The organism is Nocardia sp. NPDC051981 (assembly GCF_040680715.1).
Lineage (GTDB): Bacteria > Actinomycetota > Actinomycetes > Mycobacteriales > Mycobacteriaceae > Nocardia.
The window spans coordinates 139,858-155,839 of record NZ_JBFAXK010000009.1 but is presented as its reverse complement, the minus strand read 5'-3'; the positions used below and the strand labels follow the sequence as shown (position 1 = coordinate 155,839).

At 68.6% G+C, this 15,982-nt stretch carries 13 protein-coding genes and 1 riboswitch; of the genes, 3 read left to right on the top strand and 10 right to left on the bottom strand.

What is annotated here, in order from left to right; translation table 11 throughout:
- Positions 1–16: 16 nt before the first annotated feature.
- The 5 genes from AB0L60_RS18430 to AB0L60_RS18410 all read right to left on the bottom strand — a co-directional run bounded on the left by AB0L60_RS18430 (position 17) and on the right by AB0L60_RS18410 (position 8,061).
- Positions 17–802 carry a hypothetical protein gene (locus tag AB0L60_RS18430; RefSeq protein WP_364614975.1) on the bottom strand — a complete coding sequence of 262 codons (786 nt, stop codon included), beginning with the start codon at positions 800–802 and terminating at the stop codon, positions 17–19.
- Between the two features lie 353 nt (positions 803–1,155).
- Positions 1,156–1,340, bottom strand: a riboswitch (M-box (ykoK) riboswitch).
- A gap of 70 nt (positions 1,341–1,410) precedes the next feature.
- On the bottom strand, positions 1,411–2,658 hold the full coding sequence (locus AB0L60_RS18425; protein ID WP_364614972.1) for an MFS transporter: 1,248 nt from the start codon (positions 2,656–2,658) through the stop codon (positions 1,411–1,413).
- A gap of 84 nt (positions 2,659–2,742) precedes the next feature.
- Positions 2,743–6,078 (bottom strand): BTAD domain-containing putative transcriptional regulator, encoded by a 3,336-nt coding sequence (locus AB0L60_RS18420; protein ID WP_364614969.1) that lies wholly within the window; start codon positions 6,076–6,078, stop codon positions 2,743–2,745.
- 64 nt (positions 6,079–6,142) lie between these two features.
- Positions 6,143–6,535, bottom strand: a complete 393-nt coding sequence (locus AB0L60_RS18415; RefSeq protein WP_364614966.1) for a nuclear transport factor 2 family protein — start codon at positions 6,533–6,535, stop codon at positions 6,143–6,145.
- Positions 6,532–8,061, bottom strand: a complete 1,530-nt coding sequence (locus AB0L60_RS18410; RefSeq protein WP_364614963.1) for an aldehyde dehydrogenase family protein — start codon at positions 8,059–8,061, stop codon at positions 6,532–6,534. Before AB0L60_RS18410 ends, AB0L60_RS18415 begins: the two co-directional genes overlap by 4 nt.
- Between AB0L60_RS18410 and AB0L60_RS18405 the strand changes: the two genes are divergently transcribed.
- Genes AB0L60_RS18405 through AB0L60_RS18395 form a run of 3 tightly spaced genes read left to right on the top strand, consistent with a single transcriptional unit; the run spans position 8,060 to position 10,918 of the window.
- Positions 8,060–9,460, top strand: a complete 1,401-nt coding sequence (locus AB0L60_RS18405; RefSeq protein ID WP_364614960.1) for an MFS transporter — start codon at positions 8,060–8,062, stop codon at positions 9,458–9,460. The two genes, AB0L60_RS18410 and AB0L60_RS18405, sit on opposite strands and share 2 nt — an antisense overlap.
- Positions 9,461–9,487: 27 nt before the next feature.
- Positions 9,488–10,444 carry an alpha/beta hydrolase gene (locus tag AB0L60_RS18400; protein WP_364614957.1) on the top strand — a complete coding sequence of 319 codons (957 nt, stop codon included), beginning with the start codon at positions 9,488–9,490 and terminating at the stop codon, positions 10,442–10,444.
- A gap of 36 nt (positions 10,445–10,480) precedes the next feature.
- Complete coding sequence (locus AB0L60_RS18395; protein ID WP_364614954.1) at positions 10,481–10,918, top strand: nuclear transport factor 2 family protein; 438 nt, start codon at positions 10,481–10,483, stop codon at positions 10,916–10,918.
- Here the strand turns inward: AB0L60_RS18395 and AB0L60_RS18390 are convergent.
- From AB0L60_RS18390 to AB0L60_RS18370, 5 genes are all read right to left on the bottom strand, one after another.
- Positions 10,908–14,126, bottom strand: coding sequence for a BTAD domain-containing putative transcriptional regulator (locus AB0L60_RS18390; RefSeq protein ID WP_364614951.1), 3,219 nt, complete (start codon positions 14,124–14,126; stop codon positions 10,908–10,910). The two genes, AB0L60_RS18395 and AB0L60_RS18390, sit on opposite strands and share 11 nt — an antisense overlap.
- A gap of 134 nt (positions 14,127–14,260) precedes the next feature.
- On the bottom strand, positions 14,261–14,833 hold the full coding sequence (locus AB0L60_RS18385; protein ID WP_364614948.1) for a DUF308 domain-containing protein: 573 nt from the start codon (positions 14,831–14,833) through the stop codon (positions 14,261–14,263).
- A gap of 47 nt (positions 14,834–14,880) precedes the next feature.
- A complete protein-coding gene (locus tag AB0L60_RS18380) occupies positions 14,881–15,021 on the bottom strand; it encodes a hypothetical protein (RefSeq protein WP_364614945.1) in 141 nt (46 codons plus the stop codon).
- 5 nt (positions 15,022–15,026) lie between these two features.
- Complete coding sequence (locus AB0L60_RS18375) at positions 15,027–15,440, bottom strand: hypothetical protein (RefSeq protein ID WP_364614942.1); 414 nt, start codon at positions 15,438–15,440, stop codon at positions 15,027–15,029.
- The gene (locus AB0L60_RS18370) at positions 15,440–15,868 is read right to left on the bottom strand and encodes a hypothetical protein (RefSeq protein ID WP_364614939.1); all 429 of its coding nucleotides are present in this window, start codon (positions 15,866–15,868) and stop codon (positions 15,440–15,442) included. The genes AB0L60_RS18375 and AB0L60_RS18370 overlap by 1 nt, the downstream gene beginning before the upstream one ends.
- Positions 15,869–15,982: the final 114 nt, after the last annotated feature.

The following is a 15,982-nucleotide window of genomic DNA, read 5'->3' as shown; positions in this document are numbered from 1 at the left end:
GCGGCTGCGTCGCAACTCAGTTGGTCGATTCGACGGCGACCGCGGGCGGTGCGGTCATGACGTTGTAGGCGTGCACGGCTGCGGCCAGCACCGCCGGTGCGCCAATGAGCAGGTTGAAAGCCACGACGCCCATCCCGGCCCCGGCCACCGCGCCCTCGAGACAGCCGGTGACAGCGCCGGGAATCGCCAACGTGCCCAACGTCAATGCGCCGACCGCGAGACCCTGGCCCGCGCCGAGCAGGACGCAGCCCAGCGGCGCTCCGATGACGGCACCCAGCAGCGTGCCCACCGCCAGGGCCACGGTGAGCTCGTTGTTGACATTCTGGAAGACGGTATTCATCCGATCCTCGAAGCTGTCGGGATCGGCAATCTGCTGTGCCGCAGGGCCTTCGGCTTGCGCCTCCGCGGCAGCGTGCAGCTCCGCGGCGAGGCGTCGTTCCTCGGTGCTGACCGGTCGGGCCCGATCCGGGCGCGGGGTGAGGGTGGCGCTGTCGCCGTCGATGCGGGCGTCGATCGGGTACGTCGTGTCCTGCTTCGTGATGGTCAGCGGGATCGCCCCCACCATCACGCCCTGCGGGTCGAGGATCTGCAGCTGGTCGGTGGTGGTTCGGAGGGTGCCGAGGTCGGTGCGCAGCACCACCGATCGGTCCACGATCCGGGCGTCGCCGGACAAGGCCCGGGCTGTCACAGCGTCGGCGATCCGGACGTCCGGTCCGGGTGCCGCGGCCGAAGCGGCGGCAGGGGCGACCAGTCCGGCGGTGGTCATCGCCGCGGTGGCGAATGCGAGCAAGCGAATTCTCATCGGGATGTTTCCCCTCGGGATACCGCTGCTCGCATCGGATTCCGGGCAGCATCGAATACCGTCGGGCACGGTGGTGCCGACGGGTCGGATATATATGCGAATCTCCGAATTCATTCGTAAAATGTGCATGCGAATAGTCCGGTGCGCGCGGGCGGCATCGTAATATCGGAGAATTACGTGCGTCGAGATATCGACGCGGTGTTGGTGTGGTGGCTAGCGGCCCGGACCGAGGCGGAGGGGCCGACCCGGAGATCCCGGGTCATCATCGGGTGCCATCGTGCTACCCGACCTCCTCACTGGTAGAACGCGATTCGTCAACGCACGGGGGAGGTGCCCGGAACCCTCGGGCCGGACGCACACCCCTCTCGTCAGAGTTTTGGCACTGCACGACGTGTTCCGAATCGGAGTGTTCCGAATCGGAAAGCCACTTTGGATTACCCCTTGATCCGGAGAAATCTGTCCTAACCTTGGGCGTCTCTCGACGTCGTCAGATCAGTGGCCTGTGTTCGTGCAGGAGCCTCGCCTATCGAGGTGCAACAGGGAACCTAGTTAAAGGCTCGTTAAAAGTCAAAACCGCGCCGGATTCGGCGGTCCGGTGGCTCCGGCGATCACCATTCTCGTTCTTCGACTGTGGCCGACGCCGCTGATAGGGCACCGGCACGCCGCGTCAGCTGTCGGCCGCCGATCATGACCGCGGCGATGGCGGTCACGCCCAGCAGCGCGCCCGTGACGAGCACGCCGGTCACCGATGTGCAGCTGACGATCACGCCGCCGGTGAGCGCGCCGAGGGCCACGGCCAGGTTGTACATGGCGGTATTGAGGGCGGTCGCGGCCTCGGGATGGTCGGGGGCGGCCTGCAGGATCCAGGTCTGCACGCCGACCGGAATCGCGCCGAATGCCGTGCCCCACACCAGCAGTGCCACGATGCCGCTGACCGGTGTGGTCGCGATGAGCGGGAAGAGTGCGAGTGTCACCGCCAGCAGGGCGGCGGCGGCGACCAGGGCGCGCCGCGGGTCGTGGCCGGCGGCGGCGCCGCCCGCGAAGGTTCCGGCCACGCCCGCCAAGCCGAAGGCCAGCTGCGCGGGCCCGATTGCCCCCGCGCCCAGACCCGAGATGTCCTGCAGCATGGGCCGGACGAAGGTGAATGCCGCCCAATGCCCGCCCACCAGAAGGAATGTGGCGATGACGCCGGCGCGGACGGCCGGTGTGCGCAGCTGCCGCGCCAGCGCGCGGGGGCGGACCACCTCGGTGGCGGGCAGGGGCGGCAGCAGCAGCCGCAGCGCGAGGGCGACCACCGCGCCGAATCCGGCCAGCGCGGCGAAGGCGACGCGCCAGCCGCTCAGATTGCCGATCAGCGTGGCGGCCGGCACGCCCAGCACGTTGGCCGCTGTCGCACCGCCGAACGCGAGCGATATCGCTCGTGGAATGTGGTGCGCGGCAACCAGTCTGACCGCGCACGAGGCGGCCAGGGCCCAGAAGCCGCCGATGGCGATGCCGGCGACGGCACGGGCGGCGAGCAAGATCGCGAAGTCCGGTGCCAGCGCCGAGATGGCTGTCGCGGCGAGCATGAGCCCGATCAGCCCGAGCAGGACCGTACGCCGGTCCGATCGTCCGATCGCGACGGGCAGAGTGGTCGCGGCGGCCGCGGCCATGAGTCCGGGCAGTGTGATCGTCAATGCGACCGCGCCGGGAGAGACGTCGAAGGTGTGACCGATGGGCGTGAGCAGGCCGACCGGCATGGCCTCTACGGTGACCATCGCGAAGGTGGCGGTGGATACCGCCGCGACGGCGAGCCAATTGCGGATCGGAGTTCCGGCGCCGGTGGATTCGTGGGTGGAAGCGATGGGGGATGCCATTACTTCCACCTGCTCGTGTCGGATGAGGAGGTGGTGTTCGCCATGCTCGCAACACTTCCGGGCGGCGCTGATGCGACGCTGGCGTCAGCTGACAGCGCGCTGGTACAGAGCCTGCGCGAAGAGGACGTCGACCTGGTCGCAGGAGGTGCGCCGCCCTTCGTTCAGGGCGGAGAGGAATCGGTGCTGCCCCAGCGCTTTCCGGGCGAGGGTGCACGCCTGCCGGACGTCGGGACCGGGATTGCCGTGCGTGATGCGACCGTCCGCTTGGTCGATCGCTCCCAGCAGGCGCGCGGCTGGTTCGGGTGCGCCGATGGCGAGGGCGGCCAGCGCACCGCCGACGGCGACGACGGGGAACAGTCGTGGTGCGGCAGTGGCGGCGAGGTCGCGGGCGATCTCGAGTTGCCTTGTCGCGGTGGCGGTTCGGCCCGCCATGACCAGCGCGATCGCATAGTGTGTGCGCCCCAGGATCTCGTCGGCGGCCAATGCTGCGGCCGGACTGCCGTCGGCACCGCGCAGCGGACCGTCGTCGCCGAACAATCGACCGTACAGCTCGATCGCTGTGTCCGGTTTGCCTTGCCGCAGCGCCAGATCGGCTTCGGCAACACGCAGCCACTGCGCAGTTCCATCGGGCACTTGGGTATCCACCCATCTCCGGGCGGACGCCAGGTAGGCGGCGCCGCCGTCCACATCGTTCTCCCGCAGATGCAGCTGGGCGGCGCGGCGCAGCACGCCCACGACCTCCTCGGCCCCCAGGCCCGGGGTCAGCAATTCGGCGGCCCGGGCGATGAGGGGAGCACCCGCGGCGAGCCCCGCCGATTCGATCCGGCGGTGAGCCAGGTACAGCAGCGCCCGACTCACCCCGCGCGGCTCGCCCAGACGCTCCAGCAGGCTGATGGCCGCTTCGAGGTCGGCCACACAGCGCTCGAACGACTCCGTATCACCGCCGATTTCGTCCAGTGCCCGCAGCACCAGCGCATTGCCGCGCAACCAGGTGTCGTCGGCAGCCAGGCACTGGTTCAACAGCTCGCCGGCACCACGGTGCCGGTCGCGAAGTGCCAGCAGCAGCACGAAGATCGGATGCGGCGGCCGGGGCTCGCCCATGGCGGTCCGCACCAGTTCATCGAATTCACCCGAGCGATCGGGTATTTGGCCCCACCACAACGGCTCGTGGTACGCGGGCAGCTGGTGGGCGTAGCGGACGGCCAGAAAATCCGCGGCGCGGCCCGGCGGCGGACCCGCACCGAACAGCGCCAGCACCCGCGGTTGCCAGGCCAGGGCCTCGCCACGGAGCCCGCACAGCAGCCAATGCCAGATCAGGCCGCCGTACAGACCGACCGCACACTCGCCGTCCCCGGTGCGCACCGCCCATTCCAGAGCGGCCAGGCAGTTGGCGTGTTCGAGGGTGAGCAGGCGCGTCGCCTGCTGCTGCCGCGCATCGAGCAGCCGTGGTGCCGCGTCCCGTACGAGCGCGAGGAAATGGCCGGCGTGGGCGTCCGCCTGTCGCCGGCTCTCGCCGGCCGCGTCCAATTCCGATGCGGCGTAGGCGCGAATCGTTTCCACCATTCGGTATCGCGCGCCGTCGAACTCGACGAGGGACTTGGCGACCAGTGCCGTCAGGGTATCCGCGGTGTCCTCGCCGCCGCATACCGCGAGGATGGCGTCGAGTGTGGCGCCGTCGGCGAAGACGGCGAGCCTGCGCGCCAATTCGACCTCTGCACCGGTGAGCAGGTTCCAGCTCCAGGACACCACGGCATGCAGTGTGCGATGCCGGGCTGATACGTTGCGGCCGAGCGAGTCCAGGAGGCGGAATCGGTGGGGCAGCCGGTCGGCCAGATGACGTACCGGCAGGGCGTGCAGGCGCGCGGCGGCGAGTTCGATCGCCAGCGGCAGCCCGTCGAGGCAGCACACGATGGACACGATATCGGCGCATTCGGAGTCGGTCAGCCGGAAGTCCGGCCGCACCGCGCGGGCGCGATCCACGAATAGTTGGACGGCGGCGGATTCGGCGGCGACCTCCACCGACGCACCAGGCTCCGGTACGGCCAAAGCCCTTACCGGGTACAAGTTTTCGCCGTCGATCCCGAGCGGCTCACGACTGGTGGCCAGCACGGTCAGCAGGGGGAAGTGGCACAGCAGGAACGCGGCCAACTCGGCGGCCGCGTCGATCACGTGCTCACAGTTGTCCAGGATCACCAGCATTCGGTGCCGCCCCACGGATCGGTGCAGCACCGCGCGCCAGTCGGCGTCGTCGCTGGATCCGCCGAGGCCCAGGGCGGACAGCAGGACGGCCGGAACCGCGCTCGGCGTCGACGCGTCGTCTTCGCGCTGGGGTGCAATGCCGGCGAGGTCGGCGAAAACGCAGCCATCGGGCCAATCCGACTGGACCGCGGCGAGTTCCGTCGCCAGCCGGGTCTTGCCGACGCCGCCCGTCCCGGTCAGGGTCACCAGCGCGGAGTCGCGGAGCATCCGGCCGAGCTGGTCGAGATCGCGTTCCCGGTCGACGAAGCTGGTCCAGCGTCGCGGTACTCCCCGCCCCCGTACGAGGGGCGCTCCCGCTGATGATTCCGACGATCCGACTGCGGATTCCGGCATAGGCCGCGCCGAATCCTCTTGTTTCAGTATGGAATCCAGCGCTTTCCGGCTCGGTTCAGCTGGCGCCGGATGTGGCGGGTGATCCGATTCGGCGGCGGCACCTGCGTCGATCGAGTTCAGTGCCGCCTGCAACGCCGGGCCGGGTTCGGCGCCGAGTTCACGGCGCACCAATTCGGCGGTGTGCCGGTAGACGTCGAAGGCGTCCGATTTCCGGCCAGCAGCGGCGAGTGCTGTGATGCGCCGGGCGGCAAGGGTTTCCCGGAAGGGGTGCGCCGTACAATGGTGAGCCAGTTCGGGCAGGGTCTCGCCGGCCCGGCCGAGCGTGAGCAGGAGATCGGCGCGGAGCTCGATCGCCGCCAGTCGCCGCTCGGTCAGCTCGGTGACCGTCGAGCGCATGTCGGCCGAGTCGACCACGCCGGTCAGCGCGTCCGAACGCCACTGTGCCAGAGCCAGATCCACCGCGCGAACGGCGGGCTCATACCGCCCGGCCGACCCCAGCCGCCGAGCCTCACCGAGCAGCCGGTCGAACCGGCACGCGTCGACCGCGTCCGGGTCGACCGCCAGTAGATAGCCCGCTCCGTCCTTCACCACGCGATGGGAGCCGACGGCCGCACGCAATCGGCTCACCAGGGCCTGGAGCGCGTTCTCGACTCGCGCCGGCGGATCCCCGTCCCAGATCCCTTCGGTCAGCAGCCCGGTCGGAACCGTTGTCCCGGCGCGAAGTGCGAGCAGCGCCAGCAAGGTTCGCAACCGTGGCCCGATGATCGCGACCTCGCGCCCGTCGGCCGCGACCACCGAGACCGGGCCGAGCACCCTCACCTGCACCACGTGACACCTCCACCTGACCTCCCGCCCATGATCACTGGAATCCGTGGCCGCTGTCGAACGGAATTCACACGACGGGGTGGCCGCCGACGACACTGGCGGGCACCCGTTCTCGGACCTGCCAGTGCTCGACGATCAGGTCACCCTGGATGCGGAAGACATCCACGACTACCGTGCCGCGGTCCTCCGGTCCGGTTGTGAAGAGGCTGTGCGCGAACACCAGATCTCCGGTGGCGGCGATCCGGCGCAGGTCGAACCGGGCGTGCGGGAACCGCTGCCGCACACCGCTGATCAGCTCGATCAATGCCCGGCGGCCGTCGGGCAGGCTCGGACCGTGCTCGACCAGCTCGTCGGCGACGAAGCGGTCGGCCAGATCGGCACGGCCCCGGTTCCACAGCAGTTCGAGGTAATCAACGACGAGTGCGGTCATCTCGCTGCGGCCGTGCGGTCGAGTGATCAAGCGCCCGTCTCGATCATGACGGTCTTCTGCTCGGTGTAGGCCTCCAGCGCGGTGCGCCCGCCCTCCCGGCCCAACCCCGAGGTCTTGTACCCGCCGATCGGGGCGTTGGGCATGAAGGTGTAGCCGTTGATGCCGACCGCTCCGGCGCGGATGCGGCGGGCCAGCCGGAAGGCACGCCCGACGTCGGCGGTGTAAATGCCTGCGGCGAGGCCGTATTCGGTGTCGTTGGCGATCCGGACCGCCTCGTCCTCGCCGGTGAACGGGATGACGGCCAGCACCGGCCCGAAGATCTCCTCCTGGGCCAACCGGATGCCGTTGTCGACCTGGGTGAAAATGGTCGGGTTCAGATAGTTGCCGGCGCTCAGCGCATCGCTCGGCCGATCGCCGCCGAGCAGCAGATGCGCCCCCTCGGCGGTGCCGGACTCGATGTAGTCCAGCACCTTCACCAGTTGCTGCTTGTTGATCAGCGGTGACGCGTTCGTGGCCGGGTCGAACGGGTCGCCGTACCGCACCGATGCCGCGATCTCCCGTGCACCGTCGAGGAATTCGTCGTAGCAGTCGACGTGCACGAGGGCCCGGGTCTGGGCGGTGCACTGCTGTCCGGACATGCCCAGCGCGATCATGCGCATCACCGCCTTCCCGGCCTCGCGGACGTTCGCGTCGGGGAAGATCAGGCTGGGACTCTTACCGCCGAGTTCCAGGGTGACACGTTTGACGTCCCGCCCGCTGGCCTTGAGGATGCGGCCGCCAACCCCGCGACTACCCGTGAAGCTGATCTTGTCGACGCCGGGATGAGTGATCAGCGCCTCGCCGGACTTGGCACCGACGCCGGTGACGAGATTGAAAACGCCGGGCGGCAAATCCAGTTGATCGATCAGTTCGGTGATCGCGAGGCTGCTGAGGCTCGCGTATTCGGAGGGTTTGAGCACGACCGTGCAGCCGGCGGCCAACGCGGGCGCGACCTTGTTGGCGAGCTGCAGCACCGGCGCGTTCCAGGGCACGATGGCCCCGACCACGCCGACCGGCTCACGGAAGCTCAGGTACTGCAGGTCACTTCGCTCGGTGTACTGCGGATAGGTCTCCCCGCCCAGTTTGTCGATCCAGCCGAGGTGGTGATCGAACACATCCGCGGCGACCTCGGAGGAGAGCCGGTATTGGGCGGTGAAAGAGATCGGCATGCCGTTCTCGAGCGTCTGGATCCTGCTCAGCCGTGGTGCGACCTCGCGCAGCAACCGCACCAGGGGTTCGAGGATCGCTTTGCGCTCCTTGGCCCGCAGCTGCGGCCACGGGCCCTCGTCGAAGGCTCGCCGCGCCGCGCTGACGGCCCGATCGACGTCGGTGGCCGAAGCGTCGGCAATCGTGGTGACCTCCTCGTTGGTCGCGGGGCTGAGGTGCCGCCAGCGCGCATCGGAATCGGAATCGACCCACCGGCCGTCGATGTAGAGCCGCCCCGGGGCGATCCCGAGAGCACCCCGGTGCGGAAGAACGGAAAAGTCGAGTTGGCTGACATTGTCGATCTTCGTCATGTCGACCACACTCACCGGCCCCGCGGACACGGGACTGGCACGCGGCGACAGTCCGGTATCAGCGGCCGCGATCAGGCTTGCGGGCATGGTGGACAATGTGATCCGGCCCGGCCCGGGGAGGCCTGCCCGTGCCGCGAGCTATCGACTTCCGCGCATGGCGGCGTTCTGGCTACTGGTGGCCGCACTGGCCCTGATGCTGTTCGCTTCCTCGGCGCCGTCGCCGCTGTATCCCGTCTATCAGCAGCAGTGGCATTACTCCTCGCTGGTATCGACGGGCGTGTATGCGATCAATGTCCTTGCCCTGCTCGCCACTCTGCTGGTGGCCGGATCGCTGTCCGACCACATCGGACGCCGGCCGGTGCTGTTCGCCGCCGCGGTGACGGCGCTGGCCGGGACGCTGGTCTTCGCCGAGGCGCAGTCGGTGGCATGGCTTTTCGTGGCGCGCGGGGTTCAGGGCATCGCGGCCGGGCTGTCCACCGGAGCGATCAGCGCGGCATTGATCGATCTGCAACCGCCGGGTTCACGGCTGGGGGTCCTGATGTCCAGTGTGGCCGCCGGAGCCGGATCGGCCGCGGGCGCGATGGCCTGCGGACTGCTGGTGACCTACGCGCCGGCACCCACCCACTTGGTGTTCTGGCTACTGGCGGCTGCGTATCTGGTGCTGATCGCAGGCGTCACGATGATGCCCGAAACGGCCGCGCCGGACGGTCGTGCGCTGGACTCACTGATTCCGAAAGTCTCGGTGCCGCAATCGGTTCGGTCGGTTTTCCGGACGCTGCTGCCGTCCATCGTCGCCACCTGGGCGCTGGGCGGTCTGTATCTGTCGCTCGGTGGGGCGCTCATGCGCGCGCAGTTCCATCTGAACAGCCCGCTGGCCGGCGGGCTGGTGATCGTCGCGCTGCAAGGCGCGTCGCTCACCGCCGCCGTGTTCACCCGCAACTGGACCATCGAGCGGGCACTGGGCCGAGGCCCGGCCTTCCTGGTCACGGGTGTCGTGATCGCCTTGACCGGCGTCGCGACGCGTGAGGTGTGGCTGTTCCTCGTCGGCAGCAGTATCGCCGGACTCGGCACCGGACCGACCTTCACCGGCATCCTGCGGATGCTCACCGGACTGACCGAGGCCGATCGGCGAGCCGAGGTGATCACGGCAACCTATGTGGCGGCGTACCTCGCGTTCAGCCTGCCCGCCGTCCTCGCCGGACTCTGCCTGAGCCGATTCGACCTGTCCGCCACGGCCTTCGGCTACGGCGTGATCGTGCTCGCCCTCGAACTCATCGCGGTGCTCAGCAGCGCCCGGCACCGGGGCGCACTGAGCACCCTCACCGGCGCCCCGCCCTGTCCGGCGCCGTGCCCCGGCACCGTCGCGGCGAACCCGCGCGTCGTCGCCGCGCACGCCTGACCACGACCCATCACGAAAGGAACATCGATGACCATGGCACAGCGATTCCTGCGGGCCGATCCCGCCCGGCATGAGTCGGTCCGATTCGCCAGTGGGACCGCGACCCTGGCCGGCCACCTGTACCGGCCCCCGGCCGCCGCACCCGGCGAGCGCACACCGGGTGTGGTGATGTGCGGGCCGATCAGCAGCGTCAAGGAACAGACGCTGCCGCACTACGCCGAGCGGTTCAGCGACGCCGGATACACGGTGCTGACCTTCGATCCCCGCAATTTCGGTGAGAGCGAAGGGGAACCACGCCATCGCTACGACCCCAATCTGGTCATCGCCGACTATGCGAACGCCATCAGCTATCTACTCACACGGCCGGATGTGGATCCGGAACGGATTGCGGCCGTGGGTGTCTGCATGGGCGGCGGCTATGCCGTCTCCGTCGGGGCCCGGGACAAGCGGCTGAGGGCCGTGGTGAGCATCGCCGGCGGGTACAACATCGGCGGGACCTTTCAGCAGGGCCTCGGCGTCGAAGGCTTCGCGGACTATTTCCGGCGGGTCAACGATCTGGTCCAGCGCCAGTACGAGACCGGCGAAATCGCCTACATACCAACCATTGCCGAGGAGCTGACCGAGCAGATTCCGGTGGCGGTCATGCCGAACCCGGAGGCGTACGGCTACTACGACCGCACCAGCAGGACCGAAGCACCCAATTGGCCGCGCATGCTGACCGCGGATTCGCTCGAACCGTATTTCATCTACAACTCGATCGTGCACGCCCCGCTGGTCGCGCCCACCCCGCTGCAGATCATCCACGGCACCGGGGATACCGCACTGCTGCCGGAATATGCCCGCCAGGTCCACGATGCCGCCCTCGGGGTGAAGGAGCTGGTCTGGATCGAGACCAGCAATCACGTCGAACTCTACGACCAGGACCCCTACGTCTCCGAGGCCGTCGGCCACGCCCTGCGCTGGCTCGACCACCATCTGGCCTGACACGAATCATCCACCACGACAGGAGAACTCGACATCATGAATGCTGTGCAGGATCGGCTCGACATCATCGCGACCTGCTCCCTCATGGCCTGGCTCGCCGATCACCGGGACTGGGACCGGCTGGGCGAGGTCTTCACCCAGGAAGCCGTCCTGGACTACACCAGTCTCAACGGCGGCGAGCCGGTGACGCTGACACCCACACAGATCGGCGCCGCGTGGTCTCAGGTGCTGGGCAAGTTCGACGCGACTCAGCACGTGATCACCAACCACCTGGTGACCGTGGACGGCGACACCGCCGTCTGCACCGCCTACTTCCAGGCCAGGCACATACTCGCCGATCGATTCGGCGCGCCGACATGGACATTGGGCGGAACCTACCGCTTCGATCTGACCCGCGCGGCGGGCGACTGGCGGATCCGCGCGGTCGTGATGACCGCGACCTGGGGCCGGGGCAACCGGGGGCTCATCTCGTAGCTCCTCGAACAGTCAGCGCAACATGTTCGACCTCGACGAGCAGAGCTTCCAGCGCGGTGTCGTCCCCTTCGCCCGCGAGCGCCTCGAATGCCGTGTCGCCGAGCGCGTTCCGGGCCAGGGTCACCACACGCTCGCCATCCGGTCCGAGCACCGTGCGGCCTACGCGCACATGCTCCCGGCGCAGGATGCCGATGATCCGCGCGGCCCGATCCGCCTGACCTGACGCGAGAGCCGCCATCGCATGACCGAACGCCACGTTCAGCAGCATCAGCGGGGACGTGGAGACCGCATAGTCGCGAGCGATCCGCAAATGGTGCGCGGCCGACTCCATCCGGCCCGCATCGAGCAGCACATACGCGTAGGTGACACGCCAGTGGACCGGTTCGAACATGCGCGCGAAGCTACGATGATCGGTAATCGGCTGTGTGGCTGCGAATACCTGATCGAAGAGTTCGAGTGCGCGAACCGTTCGTCCTTCCCGCCATGCCAGGTAGCCGAGGGTCAGGCACCGGGCGGTCGCCGTGAAGGCGGTCTGCTCCGCGATATCGATGCGCTCGGCGGACGCCAGATATCCGGCGGCTCCGGCGATATCACCGCCGGCGAGATGCAGGTTCGCGACGTAGGTCAAGGTCCGGAGCCGGACGTCGGCGCCGAGTTCGGCGTTCAGCAGACCTGCCGCTCGAATCAGCAAGGGTGCAGCGCAAGCGATTCCATGCCAGGTGACACGCAGATAGGCAAACAGGAACAATGCAAAGCCCAGTGTGCGCGGGTCGCCGGATTCGCTCAGGCAATCCACGGCCTGCTCGAGATCGGCGAAGGTGCGCGTGATGGGGTTGGCGTCGATGTCCTCGAACGCGCGCAATACCAGCGCATGACCGCGCAACCTGCCATCGTCGGCCGCCGCGCAGCAGTCCAGCAGACTCCGATCGCCACGGTGGTGCTCCCTCAATGCCAGCACCAGGACGAAGAGGTAATGCACGCCGCGCGGCTCGCTCATCGCCACCCGGATCAGTTGTTCGAATTCGGCGGAGGCATCGGAGAACGACTCCACCTTGACACCCATCGTCGGTTCCGGAAAGTGTGCGGCGTATCGGCACATCAGAAACGATCCCGTGCAGCCGGGCGGTATCCGCTCACCGGCAACAGCGAGCACCTCGGATTGCCAGGCCGACAATTGAGTTCGCTGTCCGCGCAGCAACCAATACCAGACCCGGTCGCCGAACAGCCGCAACGCGAATTCCGCTGCCTGATGCCGCACCGCCCAGGCCAGCGCTGCCTCGCAGTTGCCGTGTTCGGCGGCGAATCGGTGCAGCCATTCGTGCTGGGCGGGCCCACCCAGTTCCCGTGCGCCGACGGCGCTGAACTCGACGAACCACGCTGCGTGCGCGTGTTCCCATCGTTCGGTCTCACCCGCGCGGGCCAGCTCCGCGGTGGCGTAGGCGCGGATCGTATCGAGCATCCGATAGCGCTCACCGTCGAATTCCACCAGTGACATCGAGACCAGTGCGGCGAGCCGATCGGTCAGGGTCTCCGCGTCGTCCATGTCGGTCCCGCACACGCCCGTGACCGCGTCCAAGGTCGCGCCGCCGACGAACACCGAGAGGCGGCGCGCCAGCTCGGCCTCCGCGGCCGGCAGCAGTTCCCAGCTCCAAGCGACCATCGCCCGCAGTGAACGATGCCGGGGTATCACCCGGCGAGATCCGTTGGTCAGCAGGCCGAAACGATCGTCGAGCCGGTCGGCGAGCGCTTGTGGTGACAGGCCGTGCAGGCGGGCGGCTGCGAGCTCGAGCGCAAGCGGCACCCCGTCGAGGCTGCGTACGACAGCCGCGATCGCATGGCAATTGTCCTCGGACAGTTGGAAATCCGGGCGAACCGCGACAGCGCGATCCAGGAACAGCCGGACGGCGGTGCTGGCGGCGGCCTCCTCGACCGTCACACCCGCCGCGGGTATCGGCATGGGCCGCACCGGGTACAGCTGTTCACAATCCACCGCCAGCAGCTGACGACTGGTGGCGAGAACCGTCAGCAGCGGAAGCCGATCCAGCAGACTCACCACCAGATCGGCCACTGCGGAGATCACGTGCTCGCAATTGTCCACAATGAGCAGCATCCGCCGCCGCCCCAGTCTACGAACCAGCAGATCGATCCAGTCCTGGCCGGGCTCATCGGTGATCACGCCCGGTGCGACGGCGGCGAAAACCGCTGCCGCAATCGCATTCCGGACTCTGGCGCCCGGGCGTTCCGGCGTGACCGCCGACAGTTCGGCGAAAGCGACTCCGTCCGGCCACTGTCCGGGATGTGCGAGTACCAGTTCGGTGGCCAGCCTGGTCTTGCCGATACCGCCGGGGCCGACCAGCGTCACCAGCCGGTGCCGCTGGAGCATCCCGGCGATCTCGGGGACCTCCGTGACGCGTCCGACGAAACTGGTGAGCCGTCGAGGCGACGCCGGCACGTCGCGGGCGACGCCGGGCGGTTCGGGTGGCAGATCGAGTTCCGGGACCGCGCGACGCAGCACCGCCGACGGTTCGACGCCGCGTTCGGTGCGCAGCAACCGCTCGATGCGACGAAACTCCTGCACCGCATCGGATGTGCGCCCGGCGGCGGCCAGCGCCGTCACCAGGCGAGCCGCGAGCGACTCCCGGAACGGGTGCGCGGCCGACTCGGCGGCCAGCCCGCGCACGACCTCCGCGGCCCGTCCGAGCGCGAGGAAGGCATCGGCGTGCAACTCGACCGCCGTCAGCCGGCGCTCGGCGAGGACCTCGGCCGCAACGCGCAGCGCCGCGGTCTCGACGGCATCGCCGAGCGCCGGTCCGCGGCACAATCCCAGCGCCCGGTCCAACGCCGCCACGGCATCGTCCGGCCTGCCCTCCGACAGCGCATCGCGCCCGGCGTCGACCAATCGCGCGAACCGAATCGCGTCCACCGCTTCGGGTTCCACCGCCAGCAGGTATCCCGGTTCCGCCCACACCACGGCGTCCTGCCCGGTGATCGCCCGCAGCCGTTTCACCAAGGTTTGCAGCGAATTCTCCGGTGAGACGGGCAGCTGCTCACCCCACACCGCATCGACCAGCCTCGATACCGGGACCACAGTCCCGGCCTCGAGCGCCAGCACGGCCAGCAGCGCTGACAACCGCGCCCCCCGCACCTCGACAACCACCCCATCGCCGGAGATCACCTCCGCTGCCCCCAGCAGACTGATCCGAATCAACCTGTGCCACCTTCTGTTCCCGTTCACCCGCCGACGGCGTCCAGGATGCGCTCCCCCGCTGGCAATCAGCAGTCAGCGTCGTATCAGCCGCCGATCGCGGCGATATACCGATGACATCGCCTACACCTGTCCGGTCATTCCGCGGAGCGCGACTTCCAGACCAGCAGTGCGGCTTGGGCCATGAAGAAGATACCGCCGCCGGTGGCGTAGACGGACAGGACATCCAGGGATGGGGAGGGGGCGGTGGCCTGGGCGACGTAGACGGCGCCGACCAAGAAGGACAGGCCGCCGGAGATGAGGGTGGGCCATTGCTTGCCCAGGGTGGGGCCGCGCCGGTAGAGGCCGACCGCGAGTTGAGCCGCGCCGGATATCGTTGCCCAGATACCGAATACGGCCAGGACGGCGGCGACGCCGCCGGTGGTTCCGGCGATGCCCAGGGCGATGGCGGCCAGGGTGCTCAGGGTGCCGTTGAGGGCGGTCACGCGGCGTTCGGATCCCTCCGGTACCGCGAGCCAGTCGATGGCGGAGGACACCGCGTCGATGAGGGGGTAGGCGATCAACAGGGTGAGCGCGATGGCGTTCAGGGGGTCGTGGACTGCGGCGAAGGCCAGGGCCCACGCGATGGCCAGGAGGCCGCGGACCAGGGACAGGCGAATCAGCGACGAGCGCCCGGATATCGAAGCGGGCTGTACCGCAGTGGCGTTCATGGAAGCTCTTCCATTCGATCGGGCGGGGCAAGAAGACAGTGGGATCGCTAGCCGATGAGATCCCGTGCGGTGGGTCCCCGCCCGTGCAGTACCGCGAGTTCGGCCCAGCTCCAGAGCGCCGCCGGACCAGCGAAAACCATTGCCGCACTGACCTGCTCGCCCCAGCGGAACGCACGAAACGGGGACATATCGATCACTCCTTGGGTGAGAAGACGAATTCCCGGACCGCGTGGTCGAAGCGCTGGGTTCTTCCAGATGCCCCAGGTGCCCGCTGTGTTCCAGCACTCGCACGGGGCGTTCGTCGCCGCCCATCACGCGCCAGCCGTTGCAGCGCAAGGCTGTACCGCTCGCGGGTGTAGCCGTGCGGACGGGTGGGCAGGCGGCCGGATGCGCCGGTGCCGAGCGCCTCGACGTACACCATGGTCAGGTGTTCCTCGAGCGCGGGCATGCGCGGGTACTCCCAGAAGATCCCGGGGCCGGCGGGGTGGGCGATGCAGACAGGCCCACTCCGGTAGACGTGATACCGCTGGAGAATGCCGTCGGAATCGACGGTGTGGACGCCCGGCGCGAGCCGTCCGGTGCCCCGGATCGAGTGGAGCGCGGACATCACACCGCCCGCAGCGGGCCGGCGAACGACTTGCGCAGCGAGGACGGTCCGACCAGCGGCAGCAGTGCCGCCAGCAGCTTGCCCTTGAAGGCCTGCGGAGTCCGGGTCAGCTCGACATCGACCCGGGTGCCGCCCGCTTCCGGCGTGGCCCGGAAGACCCAGCCGCCGCCCGCGCCGAAGAGCTTGGAATCCAGAGTGGTGATGGTGACGGTGTCGCCGTCCGGATCCCACTGGTAGCGGGCGCGTTCCCAGGCGGCGGCCGTGCCTTCGGTGACCTCGGCCCAGGTCTCGCCGCGGTCGTGGACGACGAAATGCTCGGCGTCGATGCTCGGCCACGCCTCGGTGCGGGTGGGGCCGAAGTCGGTGAGCACCCGCACGACCTCGGCGGGAGTCAGTGTGGACAGGAGATGAAAACGTACCGTAGCCATGGAAATACCTTCGCCGCCGCGGGCAGGCGGCCGAATCTGTCAGTTGACGCTGAGGTGACGTAATCCTGTTTCGGTAAGGTCGCGACCGGTCCCGTACGTCGTCTCGGGTCCAGG

Excerpts from the sequence above, each read along its gene's own strand:
- AB0L60_RS18395 (WP_364614954.1), top strand. The coding sequence starts at position 10,481 with ATGAATGCTGTGCAGGATCGGCTCGACATCATCGCGACCTGCTCCCTC.
- AB0L60_RS18385 (WP_364614948.1), bottom strand. The coding sequence starts at position 14,833 with ATGAACGCCACTGCGGTACAGCCCGCTTCGATATCCGGGCGCTCGTCG.
- AB0L60_RS18375 (WP_364614942.1), bottom strand. The coding sequence starts at position 15,440 with ATGTCCGCGCTCCACTCGATCCGGGGCACCGGACGGCTCGCGCCGGGC.
- AB0L60_RS18400 (WP_364614957.1), top strand. The coding sequence starts at position 9,488 with ATGACCATGGCACAGCGATTCCTGCGGGCCGATCCCGCCCGGCATGAG.
- AB0L60_RS18410 (WP_364614963.1), bottom strand. The coding sequence starts at position 8,061 with ATGACGAAGATCGACAATGTCAGCCAACTCGACTTTTCCGTTCTTCCG.
- AB0L60_RS18405 (WP_364614960.1), top strand. The coding sequence starts at position 8,060 with ATGTCGACCACACTCACCGGCCCCGCGGACACGGGACTGGCACGCGGC.
- AB0L60_RS18380 (WP_364614945.1), bottom strand. The coding sequence starts at position 15,021 with ATGTCCCCGTTTCGTGCGTTCCGCTGGGGCGAGCAGGTCAGTGCGGCA.
- AB0L60_RS18370 (WP_364614939.1), bottom strand. The coding sequence starts at position 15,868 with ATGGCTACGGTACGTTTTCATCTCCTGTCCACACTGACTCCCGCCGAG.
- AB0L60_RS18430 (WP_364614975.1), bottom strand. The coding sequence starts at position 802 with ATGAGAATTCGCTTGCTCGCATTCGCCACCGCGGCGATGACCACCGCC.
- AB0L60_RS18425 (WP_364614972.1), bottom strand. The coding sequence starts at position 2,658 with ATGGCATCCCCCATCGCTTCCACCCACGAATCCACCGGCGCCGGAACT.